At 73.1% G+C, this 20,435-nt stretch carries 20 protein-coding genes; 13 read left to right on the forward strand and 7 right to left on the reverse strand.

Annotation, left to right across the window (positions count from 1 at the left end):
* Positions 1-74 precede the first annotated feature (74 nt).
* Entirely contained in the window at positions 75-977 is a 903-nt protein-coding gene (locus ABTY61_RS24130; protein WP_350507185.1) for a 5'-3' exonuclease, read from the reverse strand.
* A 91-nt stretch (positions 978-1,068) separates the two neighbouring features.
* Positions 1,069-2,139, reverse strand: coding sequence for a cation diffusion facilitator family transporter (locus ABTY61_RS24135; protein ID WP_350507126.1), 1,071 nt, complete (start codon positions 2,137-2,139; stop codon positions 1,069-1,071).
* A gap of 472 nt (positions 2,140-2,611) precedes the next feature.
* Between ABTY61_RS24135 and ABTY61_RS24140 the strand changes: the two genes are divergently transcribed.
* Entirely contained in the window at positions 2,612-3,355 is a 744-nt protein-coding gene (locus ABTY61_RS24140; protein WP_350507127.1) for an SGNH/GDSL hydrolase family protein, read from the forward strand.
* 83 nt (positions 3,356-3,438) lie between these two features.
* Here the strand turns inward: ABTY61_RS24140 and ABTY61_RS24145 are convergent, their stop codons facing one another.
* Positions 3,439-4,167, reverse strand: coding sequence for a gamma-glutamyl-gamma-aminobutyrate hydrolase family protein (locus tag ABTY61_RS24145; RefSeq protein ID WP_350507128.1), 729 nt, complete (start codon positions 4,165-4,167; stop codon positions 3,439-3,441).
* Between the two features lie 170 nt (positions 4,168-4,337).
* On the opposite strand from ABTY61_RS24145, the gene ABTY61_RS24150 reads away from it, so the two are divergent.
* From ABTY61_RS24150 to ABTY61_RS24165, 4 genes are all read left to right on the forward strand, one after another.
* The gene (locus tag ABTY61_RS24150; protein WP_502895426.1) at positions 4,338-5,723 is read left to right on the forward strand and encodes a glutamine synthetase family protein; all 1,386 of its coding nucleotides are present in this window, start codon (positions 4,338-4,340) and stop codon (positions 5,721-5,723) included.
* The gene (locus tag ABTY61_RS24155; RefSeq protein WP_350507130.1) at positions 5,720-5,848 is read left to right on the forward strand and encodes a hypothetical protein; all 129 of its coding nucleotides are present in this window, start codon (positions 5,720-5,722) and stop codon (positions 5,846-5,848) included. The genes ABTY61_RS24150 and ABTY61_RS24155 overlap by 4 nt, the downstream gene beginning before the upstream one ends.
* A gap of 7 nt (positions 5,849-5,855) precedes the next feature.
* A complete protein-coding gene (locus tag ABTY61_RS24160; protein ID WP_350507131.1) occupies positions 5,856-6,644 on the forward strand; it encodes a 3-oxoacyl-ACP reductase in 789 nt (262 codons plus the stop codon).
* Positions 6,645-6,765: 121 nt separating this feature from the next.
* A complete protein-coding gene (locus ABTY61_RS24165; protein ID WP_350507132.1) occupies positions 6,766-7,962 on the forward strand; it encodes a DUF2510 domain-containing protein in 1,197 nt (398 codons plus the stop codon).
* 151 nt (positions 7,963-8,113) lie between these two features.
* Here ABTY61_RS24165 and ABTY61_RS24170 read toward each other — a convergent pair whose 3' ends face one another.
* From ABTY61_RS24170 to ABTY61_RS24180, 3 genes are all read right to left on the reverse strand, one after another.
* Positions 8,114-9,037: a lytic polysaccharide monooxygenase auxiliary activity family 9 protein gene (locus ABTY61_RS24170; RefSeq protein ID WP_350507133.1), complete on the reverse strand. Its 924-nt coding sequence runs from the start codon at positions 9,035-9,037 to the stop codon at positions 8,114-8,116.
* Between the two features lie 242 nt (positions 9,038-9,279).
* On the reverse strand, positions 9,280-9,684 hold the full coding sequence (locus tag ABTY61_RS24175) for a hypothetical protein (RefSeq protein ID WP_350507134.1): 405 nt from the start codon (positions 9,682-9,684) through the stop codon (positions 9,280-9,282).
* Between the two features lie 59 nt (positions 9,685-9,743).
* Positions 9,744-10,955, reverse strand: coding sequence for an amino acid deaminase/aldolase (locus ABTY61_RS24180; RefSeq protein WP_350507135.1), 1,212 nt, complete (start codon positions 10,953-10,955; stop codon positions 9,744-9,746).
* 91 nt (positions 10,956-11,046) lie between these two features.
* On the opposite strand from ABTY61_RS24180, the gene ABTY61_RS24185 reads away from it, so the two are divergent.
* Entirely contained in the window at positions 11,047-11,820 is a 774-nt protein-coding gene (locus ABTY61_RS24185; RefSeq protein ID WP_350507136.1) for an SseB family protein, read from the forward strand.
* A gap of 60 nt (positions 11,821-11,880) precedes the next feature.
* Here the strand turns inward: ABTY61_RS24185 and ABTY61_RS24190 are convergent, their stop codons facing one another.
* Positions 11,881-12,258: a DUF1844 domain-containing protein gene (locus tag ABTY61_RS24190; RefSeq protein WP_350507137.1), complete on the reverse strand. Its 378-nt coding sequence runs from the start codon at positions 12,256-12,258 to the stop codon at positions 11,881-11,883.
* 490 nt (positions 12,259-12,748) lie between these two features.
* Here ABTY61_RS24190 and infC point away from each other — a divergent pair, with 490 nt between their 5' ends.
* From infC to pheT, 7 genes are all read left to right on the forward strand, one after another.
* Positions 12,749-13,510 (forward strand): translation initiation factor IF-3, encoded by a 762-nt coding sequence (gene infC / locus ABTY61_RS24195; protein WP_350507186.1) that lies wholly within the window; start codon positions 12,749-12,751, stop codon positions 13,508-13,510.
* A gap of 137 nt (positions 13,511-13,647) precedes the next feature.
* Complete coding sequence (gene rpmI, locus ABTY61_RS24200) at positions 13,648-13,842, forward strand: 50S ribosomal protein L35 (protein ID WP_030055648.1); 195 nt, start codon at positions 13,648-13,650, stop codon at positions 13,840-13,842.
* Between the two features lie 109 nt (positions 13,843-13,951).
* Positions 13,952-14,347, forward strand: a complete 396-nt coding sequence (gene rplT / locus ABTY61_RS24205; RefSeq protein WP_030055649.1) for a 50S ribosomal protein L20 — start codon at positions 13,952-13,954, stop codon at positions 14,345-14,347.
* Positions 14,348-14,472: 125 nt separating this feature from the next.
* Entirely contained in the window at positions 14,473-15,339 is an 867-nt protein-coding gene (locus ABTY61_RS24210; RefSeq protein WP_350507138.1) for a TrmH family RNA methyltransferase, read from the forward strand.
* A gap of 116 nt (positions 15,340-15,455) precedes the next feature.
* Entirely contained in the window at positions 15,456-16,559 is a 1,104-nt protein-coding gene (locus ABTY61_RS24215) for a sensor histidine kinase (RefSeq protein WP_350507139.1), read from the forward strand.
* 223 nt (positions 16,560-16,782) lie between these two features.
* On the forward strand, positions 16,783-17,904 hold the full coding sequence (gene pheS, locus ABTY61_RS24220) for a phenylalanine--tRNA ligase subunit alpha (RefSeq protein WP_350507140.1): 1,122 nt from the start codon (positions 16,783-16,785) through the stop codon (positions 17,902-17,904).
* Positions 17,904-20,405, forward strand: a complete 2,502-nt coding sequence (gene pheT / locus ABTY61_RS24225; protein WP_350507141.1) for a phenylalanine--tRNA ligase subunit beta — start codon at positions 17,904-17,906, stop codon at positions 20,403-20,405. Before pheS ends, pheT begins: the two co-directional genes overlap by 1 nt.
* The last annotated feature ends 30 nt before the right edge of the window (positions 20,406-20,435 follow it).

Consider the following 20,435-nt stretch of genomic DNA (forward strand, 5'->3'; position numbering starts at 1 on the left):
GAAGGGGCCCGCACGTTCTGTTCGAACGTGCGGGCCCCTGGCGTGTGCGGGACTTCGAGGACGAGCCCCGTGGCTCAGCGGGTGGCGAGCGCCTCCAGGACGCGCTCCAGGGAGGTGCCGAGGCCCCAGCGGGCGGAGAGGTGTTCGAGGGTCATCGGGTCGAGGGGCTCGCGGGGGAGCGCCGGGTCGAACTCCGGGAGCGGGGCGTCCTGGGCGACCCGGACGACGGTGGGGGCGACGTCCAGGTAGGCGGCGCCCTCGACGATGTTGCGGCGGCGGGCCGGGGTGAGCCGGGAGCCGAGGTCGAGGGCGGCGGCGCGGATCGCGGGCAGGTCGCCGTACTCGTTGATCAGCTGGGCGGCGGTCTTCTCGCCGATGCCCTTGACGCCGGGCAGGCCGTCCGACGGGTCGCCGCGCAGCGCCGCCATGTCGGCGTACTGGTCGCCGCGCACGCCGTACTTCTCCAACAGCACCGTGTCATCGGTGACCTGGAGGTTGCCCATGCCCTTGACCGGGTAGAGCACGGTGATCCGCCGCTCGTCGTCGACCAGTTGGAAGAGGTCGCGGTCGCCGGTGACGATCTGCACCGGGCCCTCGGCGCGTGCGGTGAGGGTGCCGATCACGTCGTCCGCCTCGTAGCCGGGGGAGCCGACCCGGGCGATGCCGAGGGCGTCCAGCACCTGCTCGATCACCGGGACCTGCGGGGCGAGGGTGTCCGGCACCTCCTCCTCGCCGTCCTCGGCGGCCTCGGCGACCCGGTGGGTCTTGTACGAGGGGACGAGGTCCACCCGCCACTGCGGACGCCAGTCGGCGTCCATGCAGGCGACGAGTTCGTCCGGCCGGTGGTCGTGGACCAGCCGGGCGATGAAGTCCAGCAGGCCGCGGACGGCGTTGACCGGCTCTCCCTGCGGCGAGCGCAGGGAGTCCGGTACGCCGTAGTAGGCCCGGAAGTACAGGCTGGCGGAGTCGAGCAGCATCAGTCGCGGTGCGGTCACGCCTCAGATCATGCCGCACCGCGCTGACGGACGGTGCGTTCTCGGTGCCCGGTGTTCTCGGTGCCCGGTGTTCTCAGTGCTCGTGCGGGCCGGCGCGGTGCACCGGGCCGTGGGCGTCGGCGCAGTGCTCGGCGGCAGGCTCGCCCGGGCCGGCGATCTGCAGCAGCGCGCCCGCCTCGTCCTCGCCGACGTGGTCGACCTGGAGGGTGCTGTGGGTGATGCCGTACTCCTTCGCCAGCCGGCGCTGCAGTTCGCGCCGGACGGCGTGGCAGTCGCCGCCGGGGGTGACCAGGATGTGCGCGGACAGGGCCGGCTGGTTGGAGGTGATCTCCCAGATGTGCAGGTCGTGGATCTCCTCGACCAGCGGCTCGGTGACCAGCCGGTCGGCGACCGCGTCCGGGTCGATCCCGGCCGGGGCGGCCTCCAGGAAGATCCGCCCGGAGTCCCGGACCAGCCCGATGCCCGCCTTGAGCATCAGCGCGACCACGATCAGCGAGGCGATCGCGTCGGCCCGGGCGAAGCCGGTGGTCACCATGACCACACCGGCCACGGCGGTGGCGATGAAGGCGTACAGGTCGGTGAGCACGTGCTGGAAGGCGCCCTCGACGTTCAGCGAGCTGCGGTTGGCCTTCGACATGCACCAGGCGGCGGCCAGGTTGACCGCGACCCCGATCAGTGCCGTGATCAGCACCAGCGAGCCGGTGACTGCGGGCGGCTCGATCAGCCGGGTGATCGCCTCGTAGCCCAGCCAGGCCGACAGCACCAGCAGCGTCACGCCGTTGGCCTGCGCGGAGAGGATCTCGGCGCGCTTGAGCCCGTAGGTGTAGCCGCCGCGGGCCGGGCGGGCGGCGAGCCGCATGGCGATCAGGGCCAGCACGATCGAGGCGGCGTCGGTGAGCATGTGCGCCGCGTCGGAGATCAGGGCCAGCGACTGGGCGGCGAAGCCGACCACGACCTCGCCGGCCATGAAGACGACGATCAGGGCGAGGGCGCTGACCAGCCAGCGGCGGTCGGCGTCGGCGGCGACGCCGTGGGAGTGGCCGCCGTGGCCCCCGTGGCCGTGCGCGTGGCCGCCGTGGCCGTGGCCCTGCGGGTTCTGGTGGTCATGCGCATGATCATCGTGGGAATGCTCGTGCCCGGCCATCGAAGTCCTCTCTGGACGCACGGGTGGGTGGTGACGGGATGCGATCGCCCGCACTCGAAGTGAACCGCAGAATCGACAAAGATCCAAAGGCTGTACTGGTGACCGTTGTCGTTGCCGTTCACCCGCCGCGTGTCGGGTCGGTCGGGGTCGGTCGGGCGCCGGTCGGCGGCCGGATTGCCGGTGGCATGTTCCCAGGTCAGGGCCGTGACCCCGGGGTCACCTGAACGGGTGAGGCGAGCTTGCGCAGCCGTGCGCCGGTCGGCGACGATCATGGCCGGTGAAGATCGCTGCCGCGGAAACCGCCCGCCGGCCCTCCGAACGCGGAGCGACCGCAGGGGAGTTGATGAACCGTCGTCTCCCGGCGGCGCACGAGTGGTTCCCGCAGCAGTACGTCCCCTGGAGCCTCGGCCGGGACTTCGACGGCCCGCTGGGCGGCGAACCCTGACCGCCCGACCCCGGAGTCCATCCCCTCATGCGCCGCCTCGCCCGGCTGTACCTGCACCTGCTCGCCCACAAGCCGCCCGCCGACTGGACCGCCCCGGTCGCCGACGGCCGGTACGGGCCATCCGCCGATGACGCCGACGACCATCCGCTCACCCTGCTGATGCTCGGCGACTCGCTCGCCCAGGGCTTCGGCGCCCACCGCCCCGAGCAGACCCTCGGCGCCCTGCTCGCCCGGGGCCTCGCCGAGGGCACCGGCCGGCCCGTCCTCCTCCGGGTCCACGCCCGGGCCGGCGCCACCACGGCCGACGTCGGCCGCCAAGTCCTGCGTGCCGCCCGGCTGCGGCCCGGTATCGCCGTGCTGATCGTCGGCGGCAACGACGTCCTGCTGCCCGCCCCGCTCGGCCGCGCCGCCCGTCGGCACGCCCACCTCGCCCGGTCCCTCCGGGAGGCCGGCTGGCAGCTCGTCGTCGTCCCCTGCCCCGACCCCGGCTACGCGCCCGGCTTCCGCGCCCCCGTCCGCTGGATCGGCCACCACCGCTCCACCCGCCTCGCCCGCCTCCACACCCGCACCGTCACCCGCACCGACGCCCACCTCGCCCCCACCTCCGGCCCCGAATTCCACCGCCGGGCCGCCCGACTCCTCGGCCCCGACGGCATTCACCCCTCCCCCCACGGCTACGCCATCCACGCCACCCGCATGCTCCCCACCCTCCTCACCGCCGCCTTCCACCTCGCCCCCTCCCTCCCCACCCCGGCCCCGGCCACCCGCTGACCCCTCGCCCCGCCTCCACCCACCCCTCCTCCCGCGCACAAGGAGAGCCGGCAGGCCTCCGGGGGAAGGTGGTCATCGCACTCTCAGGCGAGGGCGACCGCGTCCAGCGAAGCGGCGGTGGCGGCGCGGACGAGGGCTTGCATGATGCGGAGGTCGGTGCCCTGTTCGGGGTGCCACTGGACGCCGAGGGTGAAGCCGGGGCCCTCGACGGCCTCCACGGTGCCGTCCGGGGCGAGGGCGCTGACGCGCAGGCCGGCACCGAGGCGGTCGACGGCCTGGTGGTGGAAGGTGGGCACCTCCAGCTCGCTCTCCGGGAGCAGCCCGCCGAGCAGGGTGCCCGGCACCGGCCGTACGAGGTGGGCGCCGTAGTGGCCCGGCGAGCCGGCGTGCACGTCGACGTCGAGGACGTCCGGCAGGTGCTGCACCAGTGTCCCGCCGCAGACCACGTTGAGCACCTGCATGCCCCGGCAGATGCCCAGCACCGGCATGCCCGCCGCCAGGGCGCCGCGCAGCAGGGCGACTTCCCAGGCGTCGCGTTCCGGGGAGTCGACGTCCGTCAACGGGTGGGCGGGTTCCCCGTAGTAGGCCGGGTCGATGTCCGGGCCGCCGGCGATGACGAGGGCGTCGAGCCGGGCGAGCACCTCGGGGGCGCGCTCGGGGGCGTCCGGCGGGAGCAGGACGGCGATCCCGCCGGAGCCCTGCACGTAGGCGGTGTACCGCTCCGGCACCAGGGCGACGCGACGGCCGCGCCAGTCGCTCCAACTCGCGTCCACCAGGTACGTGCTGACACCGATGAAAGGCCTGCGATCCATGGCGCGCATTCTCCTCCCGTACCGTCCGGTACCTCGTCAACCACGCACCTCGGCGCGCCACACCCGTCCGCCCTCTTCCGCCCCGTGAGTCGCAGGCCGTACGGTTCGCTGTGACCGCTTGATCTCGAAGAGTGATCGAGGAGGAGGGTTTCGGCATGCCCGAGAACGCCATGCCCGAGAACGCCCCCGCGGGTTCGCGGCCCCGGCCGCCACTGACGCTGGCCGAGCTGCGCATCCTGGTGGACGCGGGCGAGGTGCACACCGTCGCGCTCGCCTTCACCGACATGCAGGGCCGGTTGCAGGGCAAGCGGTTCGCCGCCCGCTTCTTCCTCGACGAGGTGGCGGAGAACGGCGCCGAGGCCTGCGACTACCTGCTGGCCGTGGACGTCGACCTGAACACCGTGGACGGCTACGCCTTCTCCTCCTGGGCCACCGGCTACGGCGACTTCGCGATGCGCCCCGACCTCAACACCCTGCGCCTGATGCCCTGGCAGCCCGGCACCGCCCAGGTCACCGCCGACCTGGCCCGGCACGGCGGCCACCCGGTCGACGCCGCCCCGCGCCAGCTGCTGCGCCGCCAGATCGCCCGCCTCGCCGAGTACGGGCTGGCCGCGGACATCGGCACCGAGTTGGAGTTCCTGGTCTTCCGCGACACCTACGAGCAGGCCTGGTTGGGCGGCTACCGCGGCCTGACCCCGGCGAACCTCTACAACGTGGACTACTCGATGCTGGGCACCGCCCGGGTGGAGCCGCTGCTCTCCCGGATCCGCAACGAGATGGCCGGCGCCGGGTTGACCGTCGAGTCCGCCAAGGGCGAGTGCAACCTCGGCCAGCACGAGATCGCGTTCCGCTACGCCGACGCCCTCACCACCTGCGACCAGCACAGCGTCTACAAGACCGGCGCCAAGGAGATCGCCGCCCAACAGGGCTGCGCGCTCACCTTCATGGCCAAGTACGACGAGCGCGAGGGCAACAGCTGCCACATCCACCTGTCGCTGCGCGACGCCGTCGGCGCCCCCGCCTTCGCGGACCGGGACGGCCGGATGACCGACACGATGCGGCACTTCCTGGCCGGGCAGCTCGTCGCGCTGCGCGAGTTCAGCCTGCTGTACGCGCCGAACGTCAACTCCTACAAGCGCTACCGCCCGGGCTCCTTCGCCCCGACCGCCGTCGCCTGGGGCCGGGACAACCGCACCTGCGCCTACCGGGTGGTCGGCCACGGCCCGGCCCTGCGGATGGAGAACCGGGTGCCCGGCGGCGACGTCAACCCGTACCTCGCGGTGGCCGGGATGATCGCGGCCGGACTGCACGGGATCCAGCACAAGCTCGACCTGCCCACGCCCTGCCTGGGCAACGCCTACGCGGTGGAGGAGTACCCCCGGGTGCCCGGATCACTGCGCGAGGCCGCCGAGTTGTGGGCGGGGAGCGAACTGGCCCGGACGGCCTTCGGGGACGACGTGGTCGAGCACTACCTGAACATGGCCCGGGTCGAACAGGCCGCCTACGACGGAGCCGTCACCGACTGGGAGCGTTACCGCTCCTTCGAACGGATGTGAGGCGGGGCGGTACTGGACGCCCCTTCGGCGGCTTCGGCGACTCCAGGGTCGGCCGCGAGCCGGGGCCGGACGCGCTGCGCCACTTCACCGAGACCAAGAACGTCTTCATCCACCCCGAGGAGTGAGCGCCCGATGCCCGCCAAGGACGAAATGGTCTGCCGCCGCCTGGTCGGCCGCACCGCCGTGGTCACCGGCGCGGGCAGCGGGATCGGCCTGGCCGCGGCCCGCCGACTGGCCTCGGAGGGGGCCGAGGTGGTCTGCGCGGACCTCGACGAGCAGACCGGACGGGCAGCCGCCAAGGAGGTCGGCGGGCTCTTCGTGCACACCGACGTCACCGACCCGTACATGGTCGAGGCGCTGTTCGACGAGGCGTACGAGACCTGCGGCAGCGTGGACGTCGCCTTCAACAACGCGGGCATCTCCCCGCCGGAGGACGACTCGATCCTGACCACCGGGCTGGACGCCTGGCGCAAGGTCCAGGAGGTCAACCTGACCTCGGTCTACCTGTGCTGCAAGGCCGCGCTGCCGTACATGCGCCGGCACGGGCGCGGCTCGATCATCAACACCGCCGGCTTCGTGGCCCGGATGGGCGCGGCCACCTCGCAGATCTCGTACACCGCCTCCAAGGGCGGGGTGCTGGCGATGTCCCGCGAGCTGGGCGTGCAGTTCGCCCGGGAGGGGATCCGGGTGAACGCGCTGTCGCCCGGGCCGGTGGACACCCCGCTGCTGCGCGAGCTGTTCGCCGCCGACCCGGAGCGGGCGGCCCGGCGGCTGGTGCACATCCCGCTCGGCCGGTTCGCCCGGGCCGAGGAGATCGCCGCCGCGGTGGCCTTCCTGGCCAGCGACGACTCCTCGTTCATCACCGCGAGCGAGTTCCTGGTGGACGGCGGCATCTCCGGGGCGTACGTCACCCCGCAGTAGGCCCGCTGCAGGCGCCGGCGGAGGAGCCAGGGGGCCTTCTCACCGTAATCTCATCGAAAACCACCGGAATTCCCGGCTGCGCTGATTTCGCGTTTATCCGGCTACCTTTAGATTCTTTGCTGTGAGTGAGCAGATCCCCGCCGGGTGGTACCCGGACCCGAAGAACACCGGCGACCCGAGACCGCAGCGCTGGTGGGACGGCAAGGGCTGGACGGCCGACACCCGGCCCGCACCCTCGGACGCCCCGCAGCCGGAGCCTCCGGCCGCGACGGTCCCGGGGCCGGAGACGGCCGAGCAGCCCAGGGTGCTGGAGGGCGAGGTCCTGGACAGCGGGCCGACGGTCCGCTACCCGGAGCCGCCGCCCTTCGGCACCGCCTACGGCGCCCCCGGCGAGCCGCCGCGCAAGGCCCGGCGCAAGCCGTCCAAGCTGGTCGTGGCCACCGTCGTCGCTGCCGTGCTCGGCCTGGGCGCCGGTTCCGGGATCACCTACCTGGCGATGGACGGCCACGGCAACGGCTCGCAGCAGCGCAGCGCGGCCCGGAGCCAGCCGGCCCCGAACGGCGACGGGCCGTTCGGCTTCCCCGGCTTCGGCGGCGGCAGCAGTGGCGGGAACGGCAACGGCGGCAGCGGCAACGGCAACGGCGGCGGGAATGGCAGCGGGAAGGCCAGGCCGGGCGCCAACAAGGCGATCGACCTGGTGAACGGGCTCACCCTGCCCACCCCCTCCGGCTGGCAGGCGGGCACCACCAACGACGGTTACGCCTCGCTGTCCGTCGGCGCCTACAAGTGCGCGGACGGCAGCAGCAACTGCACCCTCGGCGGCGTCAACACCGGCCGGATCCCCGGCGGCGGCACGGACGTCCAGGCGGCGGCGAAGGCGGACATCGCGCAGGCCGCCAAGGACGCCTACGGCGACATCACCGGGCACCAGGAGCTCAAGTCCGAGGCCGTGAAGGTCAACGGCCAGGACGGCTACCTGGTCCGCTGGAAGGTGGACGCGGCCAAGGGCAACCCCGGCTACGTCCAGACCGTGGTCTTCCCGTCCAGTGACGGCAAGGCGCTGGTCTCGGTGCACTTCGGCTTCGACATCGCCGACAAGGCGCCGGACGTCGGCGTGATGGACACCATCGTCAAGGGCATCGCCGACTTCAAGGGCAAGATCCCGAGCCTGCCCGGCCTGCCGGGCTCCGGCTCCGGCAGCGGGTCCGGCAGCGGGTCGGGCGGCGGCTCCGCGCCGGGCTCCGGTTCGGGGTCCGCCCCCGGCTCGGGCTCCGGAGCCGACGGCAGCCCCGACGGCTCCGGAACGGCCACCACCTGAGCCCCCCGCTCCTCACACCACGACGGCCCACCCGGGAGGAATCCTCCCGGGTGGGCCTCGCCGTTCGGTCCGTCAGGGCTTTGAGTGGGGGCAGGGGCCACGGAACCGGACCGGACGGGGGTGGGCCGGCCCGGCCCCGTGCCGTCCGGCGTCAGGAGTCGCGTCGAACAGCCTCGATGCGACGGCGCCGGAGCACCATGCCCGCCCAGCCGACGCCGAGCGCGGCGGCACCGGCGAGCAGCAGCGGACCGGTGGCGGAGGTGCCGGCCACGGCCGCCGCGGTGGTCGGGAGCGGCTGGCCGGCCGGGGCGTTCGGGTCCCCGCCGTGCCCGTGGTGGGCGACCGTGGACTTGGGCGCGTCGGCGGCGATCTGGGCGTCGCTGGGCGCGGCCGGGGCGGCGAACGAGGAGACGGCCGGAGCCCCGGCGGCGGTGCCGGACGTGCCGAAGTCGACGTCGGAGCAGCTGTAGAACGCCTCCGGGCTGTCGCTGCGCTGCCAGATCATGTACAGCAGCTGGCGGCCGGTGCGCTGCGGCAGGGTGCCCGGGTAGGTGTAGTACCCGTTGGTGGCGGTGCGGTCGACCTGCACCTGGGCCACCGGGGTCGGGTCGAGGTCCGACCACTTCAGCGGCTTGGTGGGGTCGTAACCCGGCTTGGTGATGTAGACGGTCTGGGTGCCGACGTGCGGCGCGGTGGTGCGGAACTGGAAGGTGAAGGCGCCCGCGCCGACCTGGGTGGCCGGCCAGTCGGTGCGCGGCCAGTCCAGGGCCGCGTACTTGTCGCGGTTGGCCGAGCAGAGCCTGCCGTCCGGGATCAGCGCCTGGTGGTTGCCGTTGGCGTTGGCGATGTTGACCTCGTTCCAGTCGTACAGCGGCTGGGTGCCGCTCGCGGCGACGAGGTCCTTGCAGACCTGGGACACCGGGTGCTCGGGGCCCTCGGCGTAACAGGCGGCGATCCGGCTGACCGGGCCGGTCATGGTGCCGTGGGCACTGGCGGTACCGGCGCTGGTCGCCGCCACCGCGAGGACCGCGGCGCCGACCATGCCCACGGACAGGGCACTTCGCTTGATGGACATGGGGTGGGGACTCCTTGACCGTCGTTCCGGGCGGGTGTGGGGGAGCGGACACGCCTGCCCGTTCGGGGGCCGCCGGCCCGGATCGCGGGCCCCCGGCCAGAGCGTAGGATTGGTCTGGACCAGATGGCAATAGCCTGGACTGGTGCGGTTATTGACGGACTGTAGGCTCCCGAACAGCGCAAAGGCCCGACGGGACACCAGGGTTAGGTGTTCCATCGGGCCCGCTTAAGGCTGGGGAAAGGTCAGCGCTTCCCGTCGTTGTAGAAGCCGGCCTGGATCACGGTCTGGTTGTAGGTCCCGCTCTCGATCGTGTTGTAGATGTACGTCGAGCCGGGTTCCTGCCGGGGGACGAATTCGGTGAGGATCTCCCGGAGTTCGACCGCCGCCTCCGGGTGCTCGCGGAACAGCCGGCGCAGCCGGGTGCGCAGCACGGCCGTCTGGTCCGCCAGTGCGTCCTCGTCGTCCCCGGCCTCCACCACCTCGGCCCGGATCACCTCCAGCTCGGCGCCGGCCGCCTCGTCCTCCTCGCCGCGCCCGAACAATCGGGAGACCCGCGAACTGACCTGCTGCCAGGCCGCCGTGGCCATCAGCCCGGCCAGCGAAGAGGCGCCCGACGTCACCATCTGCTGGACGATCTCGGCTTCCATGCTGCTCCCTCGTCGTTCGTCGTGTCTGCGACCACGGTAGGGCAGAGCCGGACGGACCGTCAGAGGAACGTCTTCGCCTCGCCCCGGTAGGTGGGGACGGTCCGGACGATCCGGTCCCCCTCGATCAGGTGCAGTTCGGCGAAGCGCTCGCACAGCTCGCCCGCCTTGGCGTGCCGGAACCACACCCGGTCGCCGATCAGCAGGTCGTCGGCGGCCGGGCCGATCAGCGGGGTCTGCACCTCGCCCGCGCCCTCCATCGGGTCGTACTGCAGCCCCGGCGGCAGGTACGGCACGGGCGGGCGGTCCGGCCCGGCCGGGCCGGAGGCCGGGTAGCCGCCGCCGAGCACCGTCACCACCCCGACGCCGGGGCGGCGCACCACCGGCTGGCCGAACAGCGCGGCCGGACGGCCCCGGAAGGCGCGGTAGTTGTCGAACAGCTGCGGCTGGTAGAGCCCCGAGCCGGCGGCGACCTCGGTGACGGCCCGTTCGGCCACGGTGGACTCCACGCTGCCGGTGCCGCCGCCGTTGACGAACTCCAGCTCGGCCACCTCGCGCAGCCGCTGGACCACTGCCGCCCGCCGCTCGGCCAGTTCGGTCCGGGACCTGGCCTGCATCAGCCGGATCAGCTGGGAGCGCACCGGCCGCCCGGGCAGCCGGTCGCCCACCCCGGCCACGTGCCCCTCGTACGCCATCAGGCCGACCACCCGGAACCCGGGGCGGCGCTGGACGAGTTCGGCGAAGGTGCCGAGCTCCTCCGGGGTGCGCAGCGGCGAGCGCCGGGCGCCGACCCGGACCCGGCCGCCGAACAGGTGCAGCGCGGTGTCCAGTTCCAGGCAGACCCGCACCTCGGCGTCGCCGGTGCGGGCCTTGTCGATCAGGTCCAGCTGGGCCGGGTCGTCCAGGACGACGGTGACCCGCTCGGCCAGCTCCCGGTCGCCGGTCAGTTCGGCGTAGCCGGCGCGGTCGGTGGAGGGGTAGGCGAGCAGGATGTCGCGCACGCCGGTACGGGCCAGCCAGAGCGACTCGTCCAGGGTGAAGCTCATCACCCCGCGGAAGCCGTCCACGGCCAACGCCCGTTCCAGCAGGGCCCGGCAGCGCAGCGACTTGCTGGCGACCCGGATCGGCTTGCCGCCCGCGCGGCGCACCAGGTCGGCGGCGTTGGCGTCGAAGGCGGCGAGGTCCACGACGGCCACCGGTCCGTCGAGGTGGGCGGTGGCCCGGTCGTACCGGTGCCGGTCGGAGACCGGGGTGGGCGCAACGAGGATGGGCATGGCCGCAGGGTGCCACAGTGCGCTACCGGTGGGTAGAGGTCGTGTGCACGGAAATGCGGGCGGCGGTGCCCGGTGGCATAGGGTCGGCCGGGTGGACCGCAAAGACTTCTCCAACCCGGCGTTCGTCGGCAAGAGCATCCCGAATCCCGGTTTCTCCGACGACGACGGCACGGCGGACGCGGCCCTGACCGCGGCGCTGGCCCGCTGGTCGCAGGACCGTACGGCCGAGCCCGAGGTGCTGGCGGCGCTGACCCCGACCCGGCTGATGGTCCCGATCGTGGCCATCCTCGGCGAGGTCGAGGTGGACGAGCACGGGCACCAGCACGACAAGTCCAGCGACATGGCGGTCCCGGTGCTGGAGGCCCCGGACGGGCGCCGCGCGCTGCCGGCCTTCACCTCGCTGGAGACGCTGACCCGCTGGCGGGCCGACGCCCGCCCGGCGCCGACCGCGGCCCCGCAGGCCGCGATGGTCGCCTTCTCCGAGCGCGCCGACACACTGCTGATCGACCCGGCCGGGCCGGTGCCGTTCCTGCTGTCCGGCGCCCGGCTGCGGGCGCTGGCGGAGAACCGTCCGTACCTGCCGCCGGTCCGGGACCCGGAGGTGCGGGAGGCGGTCCGGGCGCTGCTGGCGGCCGAGCCGCAGGTGGTCAGCGGGCTGCTGGCGCCGTCGGAGGACTCGGACGGGGTGCTCGCGGTGGTGTTCGACCCGGCGTTGGACCAGCCGGGGCTTCAGGAGGCCGCGCAGCGGGTCGGCCGGGCGGTGGCCGGGGACCCGGTGCTGCGGGTGCGGCTGGACCGGGGCCTGGACCTCGCGGTGCTGCCGGCCGACGCGCAGCTGCCGGGGGAGCCGCTGTACCGGCGGTAGACACGACGAAGGGCCTTCACGTACGAAATTTCGTACGTGAAGGCCCCGGCCGGATCCGTCTCAGCTGTAGACCGGCCCGGTGAACTTCTCGCCCGGCCCCGTGCCCGGCGCGTCCGGCACCAGCGAGGCCTCGCGGAAGGCCAGCTGCAGCGAGCGCAGCCCGTCCCGCAGCGGCGCGGCGTGGAAGTTGCTGATCTCCGGGGCGCCGGCGGTGACCAGCCCGGCGAGCGCGGTGATCAGCTTGCGGGCCTCGTCCAGGTCCTTGTCCTTGTCGCCGCCCTCGGCCAGGCCGCACTTGACCGCGGCCGCGCTCATCAGGTGCACCGCGACGGTGGTGATCACCTCGACGGCCGGGACCTCGGCGATGTCGCGGGTGAGGTCGTCGAAGCCGATCGCGTCGTCGTCCGCGCCGGGGGTCTGGGTGGGGTCGCTGCTCACAGGGGGCTCTTCCGTCGTGCGGTGTGGGTACAGGTGGAGCGTACAAGGGGTCCGGAAGGCGCCGGGAAGGCAGTGCGCCGGGGTGGAGCGGCGGCGGAATGGCGTTCGACAGCGCGACGCTGTAAGCTTCGAGACTGACCGGCCGGGATCCCGCATGGGCGCCTGGCCAGCAAGTGGAGGCTCCACTGCGAGGAGGCCCGAGAGGGCAACCGCGAAAGTCTCCCACCTGATCGGCTTCACGGTCGACGGGTCCCGGTCCGCGACGGGCGCCACGGCGCCGAGTCGCCCGCAGCGTCCCTCACCGGACGCGGCCCCCGGTTGTGTGGAGCCCCGCTTGTACCGAGCGGGGCTTTTTTCGTGTGGCGGTGCACGCGGTACCGAGAGGTGCCGGGCAGCGCAGCACGAATGAAGCCCCGCCCAGTGGTCGAGTCCACTACGTGCGACCGCCGTCCGACGGCCGCATCGCAGAAGGTGCAACCGAGGAGGCCCCATCAGCACCGAGCCCCGCATCAACGACCGGATTCGCGTTCCGGAGGTGCGACTCGTCGGTCCCAGCGGCGAGCAGGTCGGCATCGTGCCGCTTGCCAAGGCGCTGGAGCTTGCGCAGGAGTACGACCTCGACCTGGTCGAGGTCGCGGCGACCGCCCGGCCGCCGGTGTGCAAGCTCATGGACTACGGCAAGTTCAAGTACGAGTCGGCCATGAAGGCCCGTGAGGCGCGCAAGAACCAGGCGCACACGGTCATCAAGGAGATGAAGCTCCGGCCGAAGATCGACCCGCACGACTATGACACCAAGAAGGGTCACGTCGTCCGGTTCCTCAAGCAGGGCGACAAGGTCAAGATCACGATCATGTTCCGTGGTCGTGAGCAGTCCCGCCCCGAGCTGGGCTTCCGCCTGCTGCAGCGGCTCGCCGACGACGTCCAGGACCTGGGCTTCATCGAGTCCTCGCCGAAGCAGGACGGCCGGAACATGATCATGGTTCTCGGCCCGCACAAGAAGAAGACCGAGGCGATGGCCGAGGCCCGCGCCATCGCGGACGCCCGCAAGGCCGAGCGTCAGGGCCGTGCCCACGGCTCCGACGCCGCCGCGGACGACGACGCGGTGGCCGAGGACCTGGACGCCGACGACCTGGTCACCGAGGACCTGGCGGACGACGACGCCGTGATCGAGGCGCAGGACGCCCCGGTCGAGGCGCCGGCCGCCGAGGCCGAGGCCCCGGTCGAGCAGCCGGCCGCTTCCCAGGGCGCCTGAGCCGCAAGGCTCACAGTCCGGGGTCGGCCCCCAGGGTGACGGGGCGTCCCGCCCGGTCACCACAGATCCATCCAGTTCACGCCCGCGCGGCGCAGGTCGCGCGGGCGTGGACGGGACTGACGAGGAGATACGGCGAAATGCCGAAGCAGAAGACGCACAGTGGCGCCAGCAAGCGCTTCAAGATCAGTGGCTCTGGCAAGGTGCTGCGCGAGCGCGCCGGCCGCCGCCACCTCCTGGAGCACAAGCCCTCGACGCTGACCCGCAAGCTGGCCGGGACCGTCGAGCTGGCCCCCGCTGACGCCAAGAAGATCAAGAAGCTTCTCGGCAAGTGATCGCCCTCCCGCCCGGCGCGAGCCGTGTGCGGGGCAGCTGATCCTTCCCGACCCATTCGAATGACGGACCACGTGAAGTAGTCCGTGGTCCAACCCAAGGAGTAATCAAGTGGCACGCGTCAAGCGGGCAGTCAACGCCCACAAGAAGCGCCGGGTCATCCTGGAGCGCGCCAGCGGCTACCGTGGCCAGCGTTCGCGCCTGTACCGCAAGGCCAAGGAGCAGGTCACCCACTCGCTGGTCTACAACTTCAACGACCGCAAGAAGCGCAAGGGCGACTTCCGTCAGCTGTGGATCCAGCGCATCAACGCTGCGGCCCGTGCCAACGGCATCACCTACAACCGCTTCGTGCAGGGCCTGAAGGCCGCCAGCGTCGAGATCGACCGCAAGATGCTGGCCGACCTGGCCGTCAACGACCCGGGTGCGTTCGCCTCCCTGGTCGAGGTCGCCCAGAAGGCGCTGCCGGCCGACGTGAACGCCCCGAAGGCCGCCGCGGACGCCGCCTGATCTTCCGAGATCGGTTGAGCTCTGACCGGACCCGCAGGCTCGCCTGCGGGTCCGGTTCTGCGTTCCCCCCACCTCCAGCCTCCGTCAGCCCCCGTCAGCCGCCTGCGCCTCCAGAGAACGAGACCATGTCGAGCACCGAGACCCCCCTGCTCACCTCCCTGCGCTCGCCGCGCGTCGTCGCCGCCCGCCGGCTCGCCAAGCGGAACCAGCGCACCAAGGAGCGTCGCTTCCTGGCCGAGGGCCCGCAGGCCGTCCGGGAGGCCATCGCGTTCGGCCGGCTGCCGGGGACGGCCGACCACGCCGTGGTCGAGGTGTACGTGGGCCTGGAGGCCGCCGAGCGGCACGCCGACATCGTCGAGGCGGCCCTGGCGGAGGGGCTGCCGGTGCTGACCGCCACCGACGAGGTGATCGCCGACATCTGCGACACGGTGACCCCGCAGGGGATCGTGGCGCTCTGCCGCTTCATCGACACCCCGTTCGCCGAGGTGCTGGCGGCTCGGCCGAAGCTGGTGGCGATCCTCGCCCATGTGCGCGACCCCGGCAACGCCGGCACCGTGCTGCGCACCGCCGACGCGGCCGGCGCGGACGCCGTGGTGCTCACCGACGCCTCGGTGGACCTGTACAACCCCAAGGCCGTCCGGGCCTCCGTCGGCAGCCTGTTCCACCTGCCGGTCGCGGTCGGCGTGCCGGTCGAGGAGGCCGTCGGGCAGCTGCGCGCGGCCGGTGTCCGGGTGCTCGCCGCGGACGGCGCGGGGGAGCGCGACCTGGACCAGGAGCTCGACGAGGGCACCCTGGGCGCGCCCGGCGCATGGGTGTTCGGCAACGAGGCGTGGGGGCTCCCGGAGGAGACCCGCGCGCTCACCGACGAGGTCGTGCGCGTCCCGATCCACGGGCACGCCGAGAGCCTCAACCTGGCCACGGCCGCGGCCGTCTGCCTGTACGCCTCGGCCCGGGCGCAGCGCTCGCCCGGCGGCTGCCGCCCGAACGGCTGACACACGCCCGGGCGCGCGGCGTTCTCACGTTGCAAGCCCTACTGCGGGGGCCTGGGAGGCGCTAGGGTCTGCCTCGGTGGGGGGAACGGCACGGTGGGTAATCGGGGAGGCAACCCATGGTCGGCAGCGGACCCGAGCTCGACCCGGACGACCTTCCGGACGGCCTGGTGGTCGCCGACGCGCTGGGTCGGGTGGTCTGCTTCAACCGGGCCGCGGCCCGGCTCACCGGCGTGCTCGCGGGCGCCGCGCTGGGCAGCGCACTGGAGGACGTCCTGCCGCTGGAGGACCTGGACGGCCGCCGCTGGTGGCAGCTGACCGATCCGTACGGCGGCCTGGCGATCCGCACCCGTCAGCCGGAGCGCAACCTGCTGCTGCCCGGCGGCCGCGAGGTGCTGGTGTCCGCCCGCTACGTCCGGGCGGTGCCGCTGGGGCCGCTGGAGCGCCTGGTGATCGCGCTGCGCGGGACGGAGGCCCGGCGCCGCACCGAGCGCAGCCACGCCGAGCTGATCGCCACCGTCGCGCACGAGCTGCGCTCCCCGCTGACCAGCGTCAAGGGCTTCACGGCGACGCTGCTGGCCAAGTGGGAGCGGTTCACCGACGGGCAGAAGCGGCTGATGCTGGAGACGGTGGACGCCGACGCCGACCGGGTCACCCGGCTGATCGCCGAGCTGCTGGACATCTCCCGGATCGACGCCGGGCGGCTGGAGCTGCGCAAGCAGGTGGTCGACCTGGCGGCCGCGGTGCGCCGGCACGTCGAGCGCAAGGTCGCCACCGGGATCCCCGAGGAGCGCTTCGACATCCGGATCACCGAGCCGCTGACCGTGCTCTGGGCGGACCCGGACAAGGTCGACCAGGTGCTGGCGAACCTGCTGGAAAACGCGGTGCGGCACGGCGAGGGAACTGTCACCATCGAGGTGGCACCGGCCAAGGAGGTCGTCGAGGCGCCCGTCTGGGAGCGCTCCGGCACCCCGCCCCGCATCGTGGAAGGCACAGCGGTCACCGTGAGCGACGAAGGCAGCGGCATCCCCGAGGAGTCGATGCCGCGCGTCTTCACCCGCTTCTGGCGGGGCTCCAAGCGCGGTGGCACCGGCCTGGGGCTCTACATCGTCAAGGGCATCGTGGAGGCCCACGGCGGCTCGATCCGGGTCGACCGCGCGCCCGGCGGCGGGGCCCGGTTCCGATTTATCCTGCCCGCCGGGGTGCCCGACTTCATGCTCTGAGAGAGCATGCGGTCGGTGACCGGACGGGCTTGACGGCAGCCGCGCTACGCGCTGCGACTACACTCGACCTTTGGCGTTGCGCAACGCCCTGTGCGGCTGTGCCGCGGACACCACTCCCAGTGACCACGGAGAACGGCTGCCCGCGCCCCGGCCCCGCCGGGCGTGACGCGAAGGCGAGCCCACACACCTGAGCACGGACGAGCAGGAGCACGGGAAGATAGAGATGTCGGCACCCAACAAGTCGTACGACCCGGTCGAGGTCGAGGCCCTCAAGCCCGAGGTGGTGGAGCAGGCGCGGGACGAGGCGATCGCCGCCTTCGCCGCCGCCGGCTCCCTGGACGAGCTGAAGCAGGCCAAGGTCGCCCACACCGGCGACCGCTCCGCGCTCTCACTCGCCAACCGCGAGATCGGCGCCCTTCCGCCGCACGCCAAGGCCGCCGCCGGAAAGCTGATCGGCCAGGCCCGCGGCGCCGTCAACCAGGCGCTGGCCAAGCGGCAGGCCGAGCTGGAGGCGGAGCGGGACGCCCGCGTGCTGGTCGAGGAGGCGGTGGACGTCACGCTGCCGTACGACCGCACCCCGCGCGGCGCCCGGCACCCGCTGACCACGCTGGCCGAGCGCATCGAGGACACCTTCGTCGCGATGGGCTACCAGGTCGCGGAGGGCCCCGAGGTCGAGGCCGAGTGGCTGAACTTCGACGCCCTCAACCTGGGCCCGGACCACCCGGCCCGCTCGATGCAGGACACCTTCTTCGTGCAGGCCCCGGACGGCTCCGCCGACTCCGGCGTGGTGCTGCGCACCCAGACCTCCCCGGTCCAGGCCCGCACCCTGCTCGACCGCGAGCCCCCGGTGTACGTGGTCTGCCCCGGCCGGGTCTACCGGACGGACGAGCTGGACGCCACCCACACCCCGGTGTTCCGTCAGGTCGAGGGTCTCGCCGTCGACGAGGGCATCACCTTCGCCGACCTCAAGGGCACCATCGAGGTGCTGGTCGAGAAGCTGATCGGCGGCGGCCTGGAGCTGCGCTGGCGCCCCTCGTACTTCCCGTTCACCGAGCCGAGCGCCGAGATCGACCTGCAGTGCTTCGTGTGCCGCGGCGAGAGCGTCGGCAACCCGGACCGCCCGTGCCGCACCTGCTCCTCCGAGGGCTGGATCGAGCTCGGCGGCTGCGGCGTGGTCAACCCCCGGGTGCTGGTCGCCTGCGGCGTGGACCCGAACCGCTACAGCGGGTTCGCCTTCGGCCTGGGCCTGGAGCGGATCCTGATGAATCGTCACAACGTCGCCGACATGCGCGACATGGTCGAGGGTGACGTGCGCTTCACCCTCCCGTTCGGGATGGAGATCTGATGCGCGTCCCGCTTTCCTGGCTGCGCGAGTACGTCGACCTTCCGGCCGGCGAGACCGGCCGTGACGTGGCCGAGCGCCTGGTCCGGGCCGGCCTGGAGGTCGAGACCGTCGAGCAGCTCGGCGCCGACTTCAAGGGCCCGCTGGTGGTCGGCGAGGTGCTCTCCATCGAGGAGCTGTCCGGCTTCAAGAAGCCGATCCGGCACTGCTTCGTCAACGTCGGTGACGCCAACGGCACCGGCGAGCCGCAGGAGATCGTCTGCGGCGCGACCAACTTCGCCGTCGGCGACAAGGTCGTCGTGGTGCTCCCGGGCGCCGTCCTGCCGGGCCCGTTCCCGATCGCGGCCCGCCAGACCTACGGCCACACCTCGGCCGGCATGATCTGCTCCGCCCGCGAGCTGGGCATGGGCGACGACCACAACGGCATCATCGTGCTCCCGCCGGAGTACGAGCCCGGCACGGACGCCATCGAGCTGCTCCAGCTGGTCGACGAGGTGCTCGACATCGCCGTCACCCCGGACCGCGGCTACTGCCTGTCGATGCGCGGGGTGGCCCGTGAGGCCGCCGCCGCGTACGGGCTGCCGCTGGCCGACCCGGCGCTGCTCGACGTGCCGCCGGCCAACTCCTTCGGCTACCTGGTCAAGGTCGACGACCCGGCCGGCTGCGACCGCTTCGTGGCCCGCACGGTCGTCGGCGTCGACCCGACCGCCAAGTCGCCGATCTGGCTGCAGCGCCGCCTCCAGAAGGCGGGCATCCGCCCGATCTCGCTGACCGTCGACATCACCAACTACGTGATGCTGGAGGTCGGCCAGCCGCTGCACGCCTACGACAAGCAGCGCGTGGCCGGCCCGATCACGGTCCGCCGGGCGGCCGAGGGCGAGACCCTCACCACCCTCGACGGGGTCGAGCGCAAGCTCGCCGCCGAGGACCTGCTGATCTGCGACACCAGCGGCCCGATCGGCCTGGCCGGGGTCATGGGCGGCGCCTCCACCGAGATCCTCGACCCGGCCGCCGGTCCGGGCACCACCGAGGTGATCATCGAGGCCGCGCACTTCGACCCGGTCTCGATCGCCCGCACCGCCAAGCGGCACAAGCTGCCCTCCGAGGCGTCCAAGCGCTTCGAGCGCGGCGTCGACCCGGAGGCCGCCCGCGCCGCCGCGCAGCGCGCCGTCGACCTGCTGGTGCTGATCGCCGGCGGCACCGCCGAGGCCGGGGTCACCGACATCGCGGCGCCGCACCCGGTGCGCACCATCACCATCGCCGCCGACCTGCCGGACCGGGTCGCCGGGACGGTGTACGGCCGGGAGACCGTCACCCGACGGTTGCAGGAGATCGGCTGCTCGGTCGCGGGCGCCGACGTCCTGGAGGTCACCCCGCCGACCTGGCGGCCCGACCTCACCGACCCGTACGACCTCGCGGAGGAGGTCATCCGGCTGGAGGGCTACGACAACGTCCCCGCCCGGATGCCGAACGTCCCTCCGGGCAAGGGCCTGACCGAGGCCCAGCGGGTGCACCGCCGGATCGGCGTGGCGCTGGCCGCGGCCGGCTACGTCGAGGTCAACAACTACCCGTTCCTCGGCGAGGCCGCCTTCGAGGCGCTCGGCCTGGAGCCGGAGGACCGCCGCCGCCGTACGGTCAAGCTGGTCAACCCGCTCAACGACGAGGAACCGTCGCTGCGCACCACGATGCTGCCGGGCCTGCTCGGCACGCTGCGCCGCAACATCGGCCGGGGCAACACCGACCTGGCGGTCTTCGAGACCGGCACCGTGTTCCTGCCGAAGGACGAGCTCTCGGTGGCCCCGCGCCCGGCCGTCGACCGTCGGCCGAGCGACGCCGAGCTGGCCGAGCTGGACGCCGCGCTGCCGGACCAGCCGCGCCGGGTCGCCGTCGCCCTCGCGGGCGAGCGGCTGCCGTCCGGCTGGTGGGGCAAGGGCGACCAGGCCTCCTGGGCGGACGCGGTCGAGGCGGCCCGTACGGTGGCCCGCGCGGCCGGCGTCGAGCTGACCGTCCGCCAGGGCCAGCTGGCGCCCTGGCACCCGGGCCGCTGCGCCGAGCTGGTCGTGGCCGGCACCGACCGGGTGGTCGGCCACGCGGGTGAGCTGCACCCGCGGGTGCTCAAGGCGCTCGGGCTGCCCGCCCGTGCGGCGGCGATGGAGCTGGACATCGACCTGCTGACGGCCGACGGCTCGACGAGGGTCGACGGCCCGGTGGTCTCCGGCTTCCCGGTGGCCACCCAGGACGTCGCGCTGATCGTCGACACCGCCGTCCCGGCCGCCGAGGTCGAGGCCGCGCTGCGTTCGGGCGCCGGCGAACTGCTGGAGGCCATCCGGCTGTTCGACGTGTTCACCGGCGAGCAGGTCGGCGAGGGCAAGAAGTCGCTGGCCTACGCGCTGCGCTTCCGCGCGGCCGACCGCACCCTGACCGCCGACGAGGCCACCGCCGCCCGCGAGGCGGCCGTGGCCGAGGCCGTCAGCCGCACCGGCGCGGTGCTGCGCGGCGCCTGATCGCTGTTCAGGGCCTGTGGGGCCCCGTCC

The sequence above is a fragment of the Kitasatospora sp. NPDC096128 genome (assembly GCF_040303105.1).
In the GTDB taxonomy this organism is placed as follows: domain Bacteria; phylum Actinomycetota; class Actinomycetes; order Streptomycetales; family Streptomycetaceae; genus Kitasatospora.

Bases quoted from the DNA above. Each gene is read 5' to 3' on its own strand.
- ABTY61_RS24130 (WP_350507185.1), bottom strand. From the start codon at position 977: ATGCTGCTCGACTCCGCCAGCCTGTACTTCCGGGCCTACTACGGCGTA.
- ABTY61_RS24135 (WP_350507126.1), bottom strand. From the start codon at position 2,139: ATGGCCGGGCACGAGCATTCCCACGATGATCATGCGCATGACCACCAG.
- ABTY61_RS24140 (WP_350507127.1), top strand. From the start codon at position 2,612: ATGCGCCGCCTCGCCCGGCTGTACCTGCACCTGCTCGCCCACAAGCCG.
- ABTY61_RS24145 (WP_350507128.1), bottom strand. From the start codon at position 4,167: ATGGATCGCAGGCCTTTCATCGGTGTCAGCACGTACCTGGTGGACGCG.
- ABTY61_RS24150 (WP_502895426.1), top strand. From the start codon at position 4,338: ATGCCCGAGAACGCCCCCGCGGGTTCGCGGCCCCGGCCGCCACTGACG.
- ABTY61_RS24160 (WP_350507131.1), top strand. From the start codon at position 5,856: ATGCCCGCCAAGGACGAAATGGTCTGCCGCCGCCTGGTCGGCCGCACC.
- ABTY61_RS24170 (WP_350507133.1), bottom strand. From the start codon at position 9,037: ATGTCCATCAAGCGAAGTGCCCTGTCCGTGGGCATGGTCGGCGCCGCG.
- ABTY61_RS24175 (WP_350507134.1), bottom strand. From the start codon at position 9,684: ATGGAAGCCGAGATCGTCCAGCAGATGGTGACGTCGGGCGCCTCTTCG.
- ABTY61_RS24180 (WP_350507135.1), bottom strand. From the start codon at position 10,955: ATGCCCATCCTCGTTGCGCCCACCCCGGTCTCCGACCGGCACCGGTAC.
- rpmI (WP_030055648.1), top strand. From the start codon at position 13,648: ATGCCGAAGCAGAAGACGCACAGTGGCGCCAGCAAGCGCTTCAAGATC.
- ABTY61_RS24210 (WP_350507138.1), top strand. From the start codon at position 14,473: ATGTCGAGCACCGAGACCCCCCTGCTCACCTCCCTGCGCTCGCCGCGC.
- ABTY61_RS24215 (WP_350507139.1), top strand. From the start codon at position 15,456: ATGGTCGGCAGCGGACCCGAGCTCGACCCGGACGACCTTCCGGACGGC.
- pheS (WP_350507140.1), top strand. From the start codon at position 16,783: ATGTCGGCACCCAACAAGTCGTACGACCCGGTCGAGGTCGAGGCCCTC.
- pheT (WP_350507141.1), top strand. From the start codon at position 17,904: ATGCGCGTCCCGCTTTCCTGGCTGCGCGAGTACGTCGACCTTCCGGCC.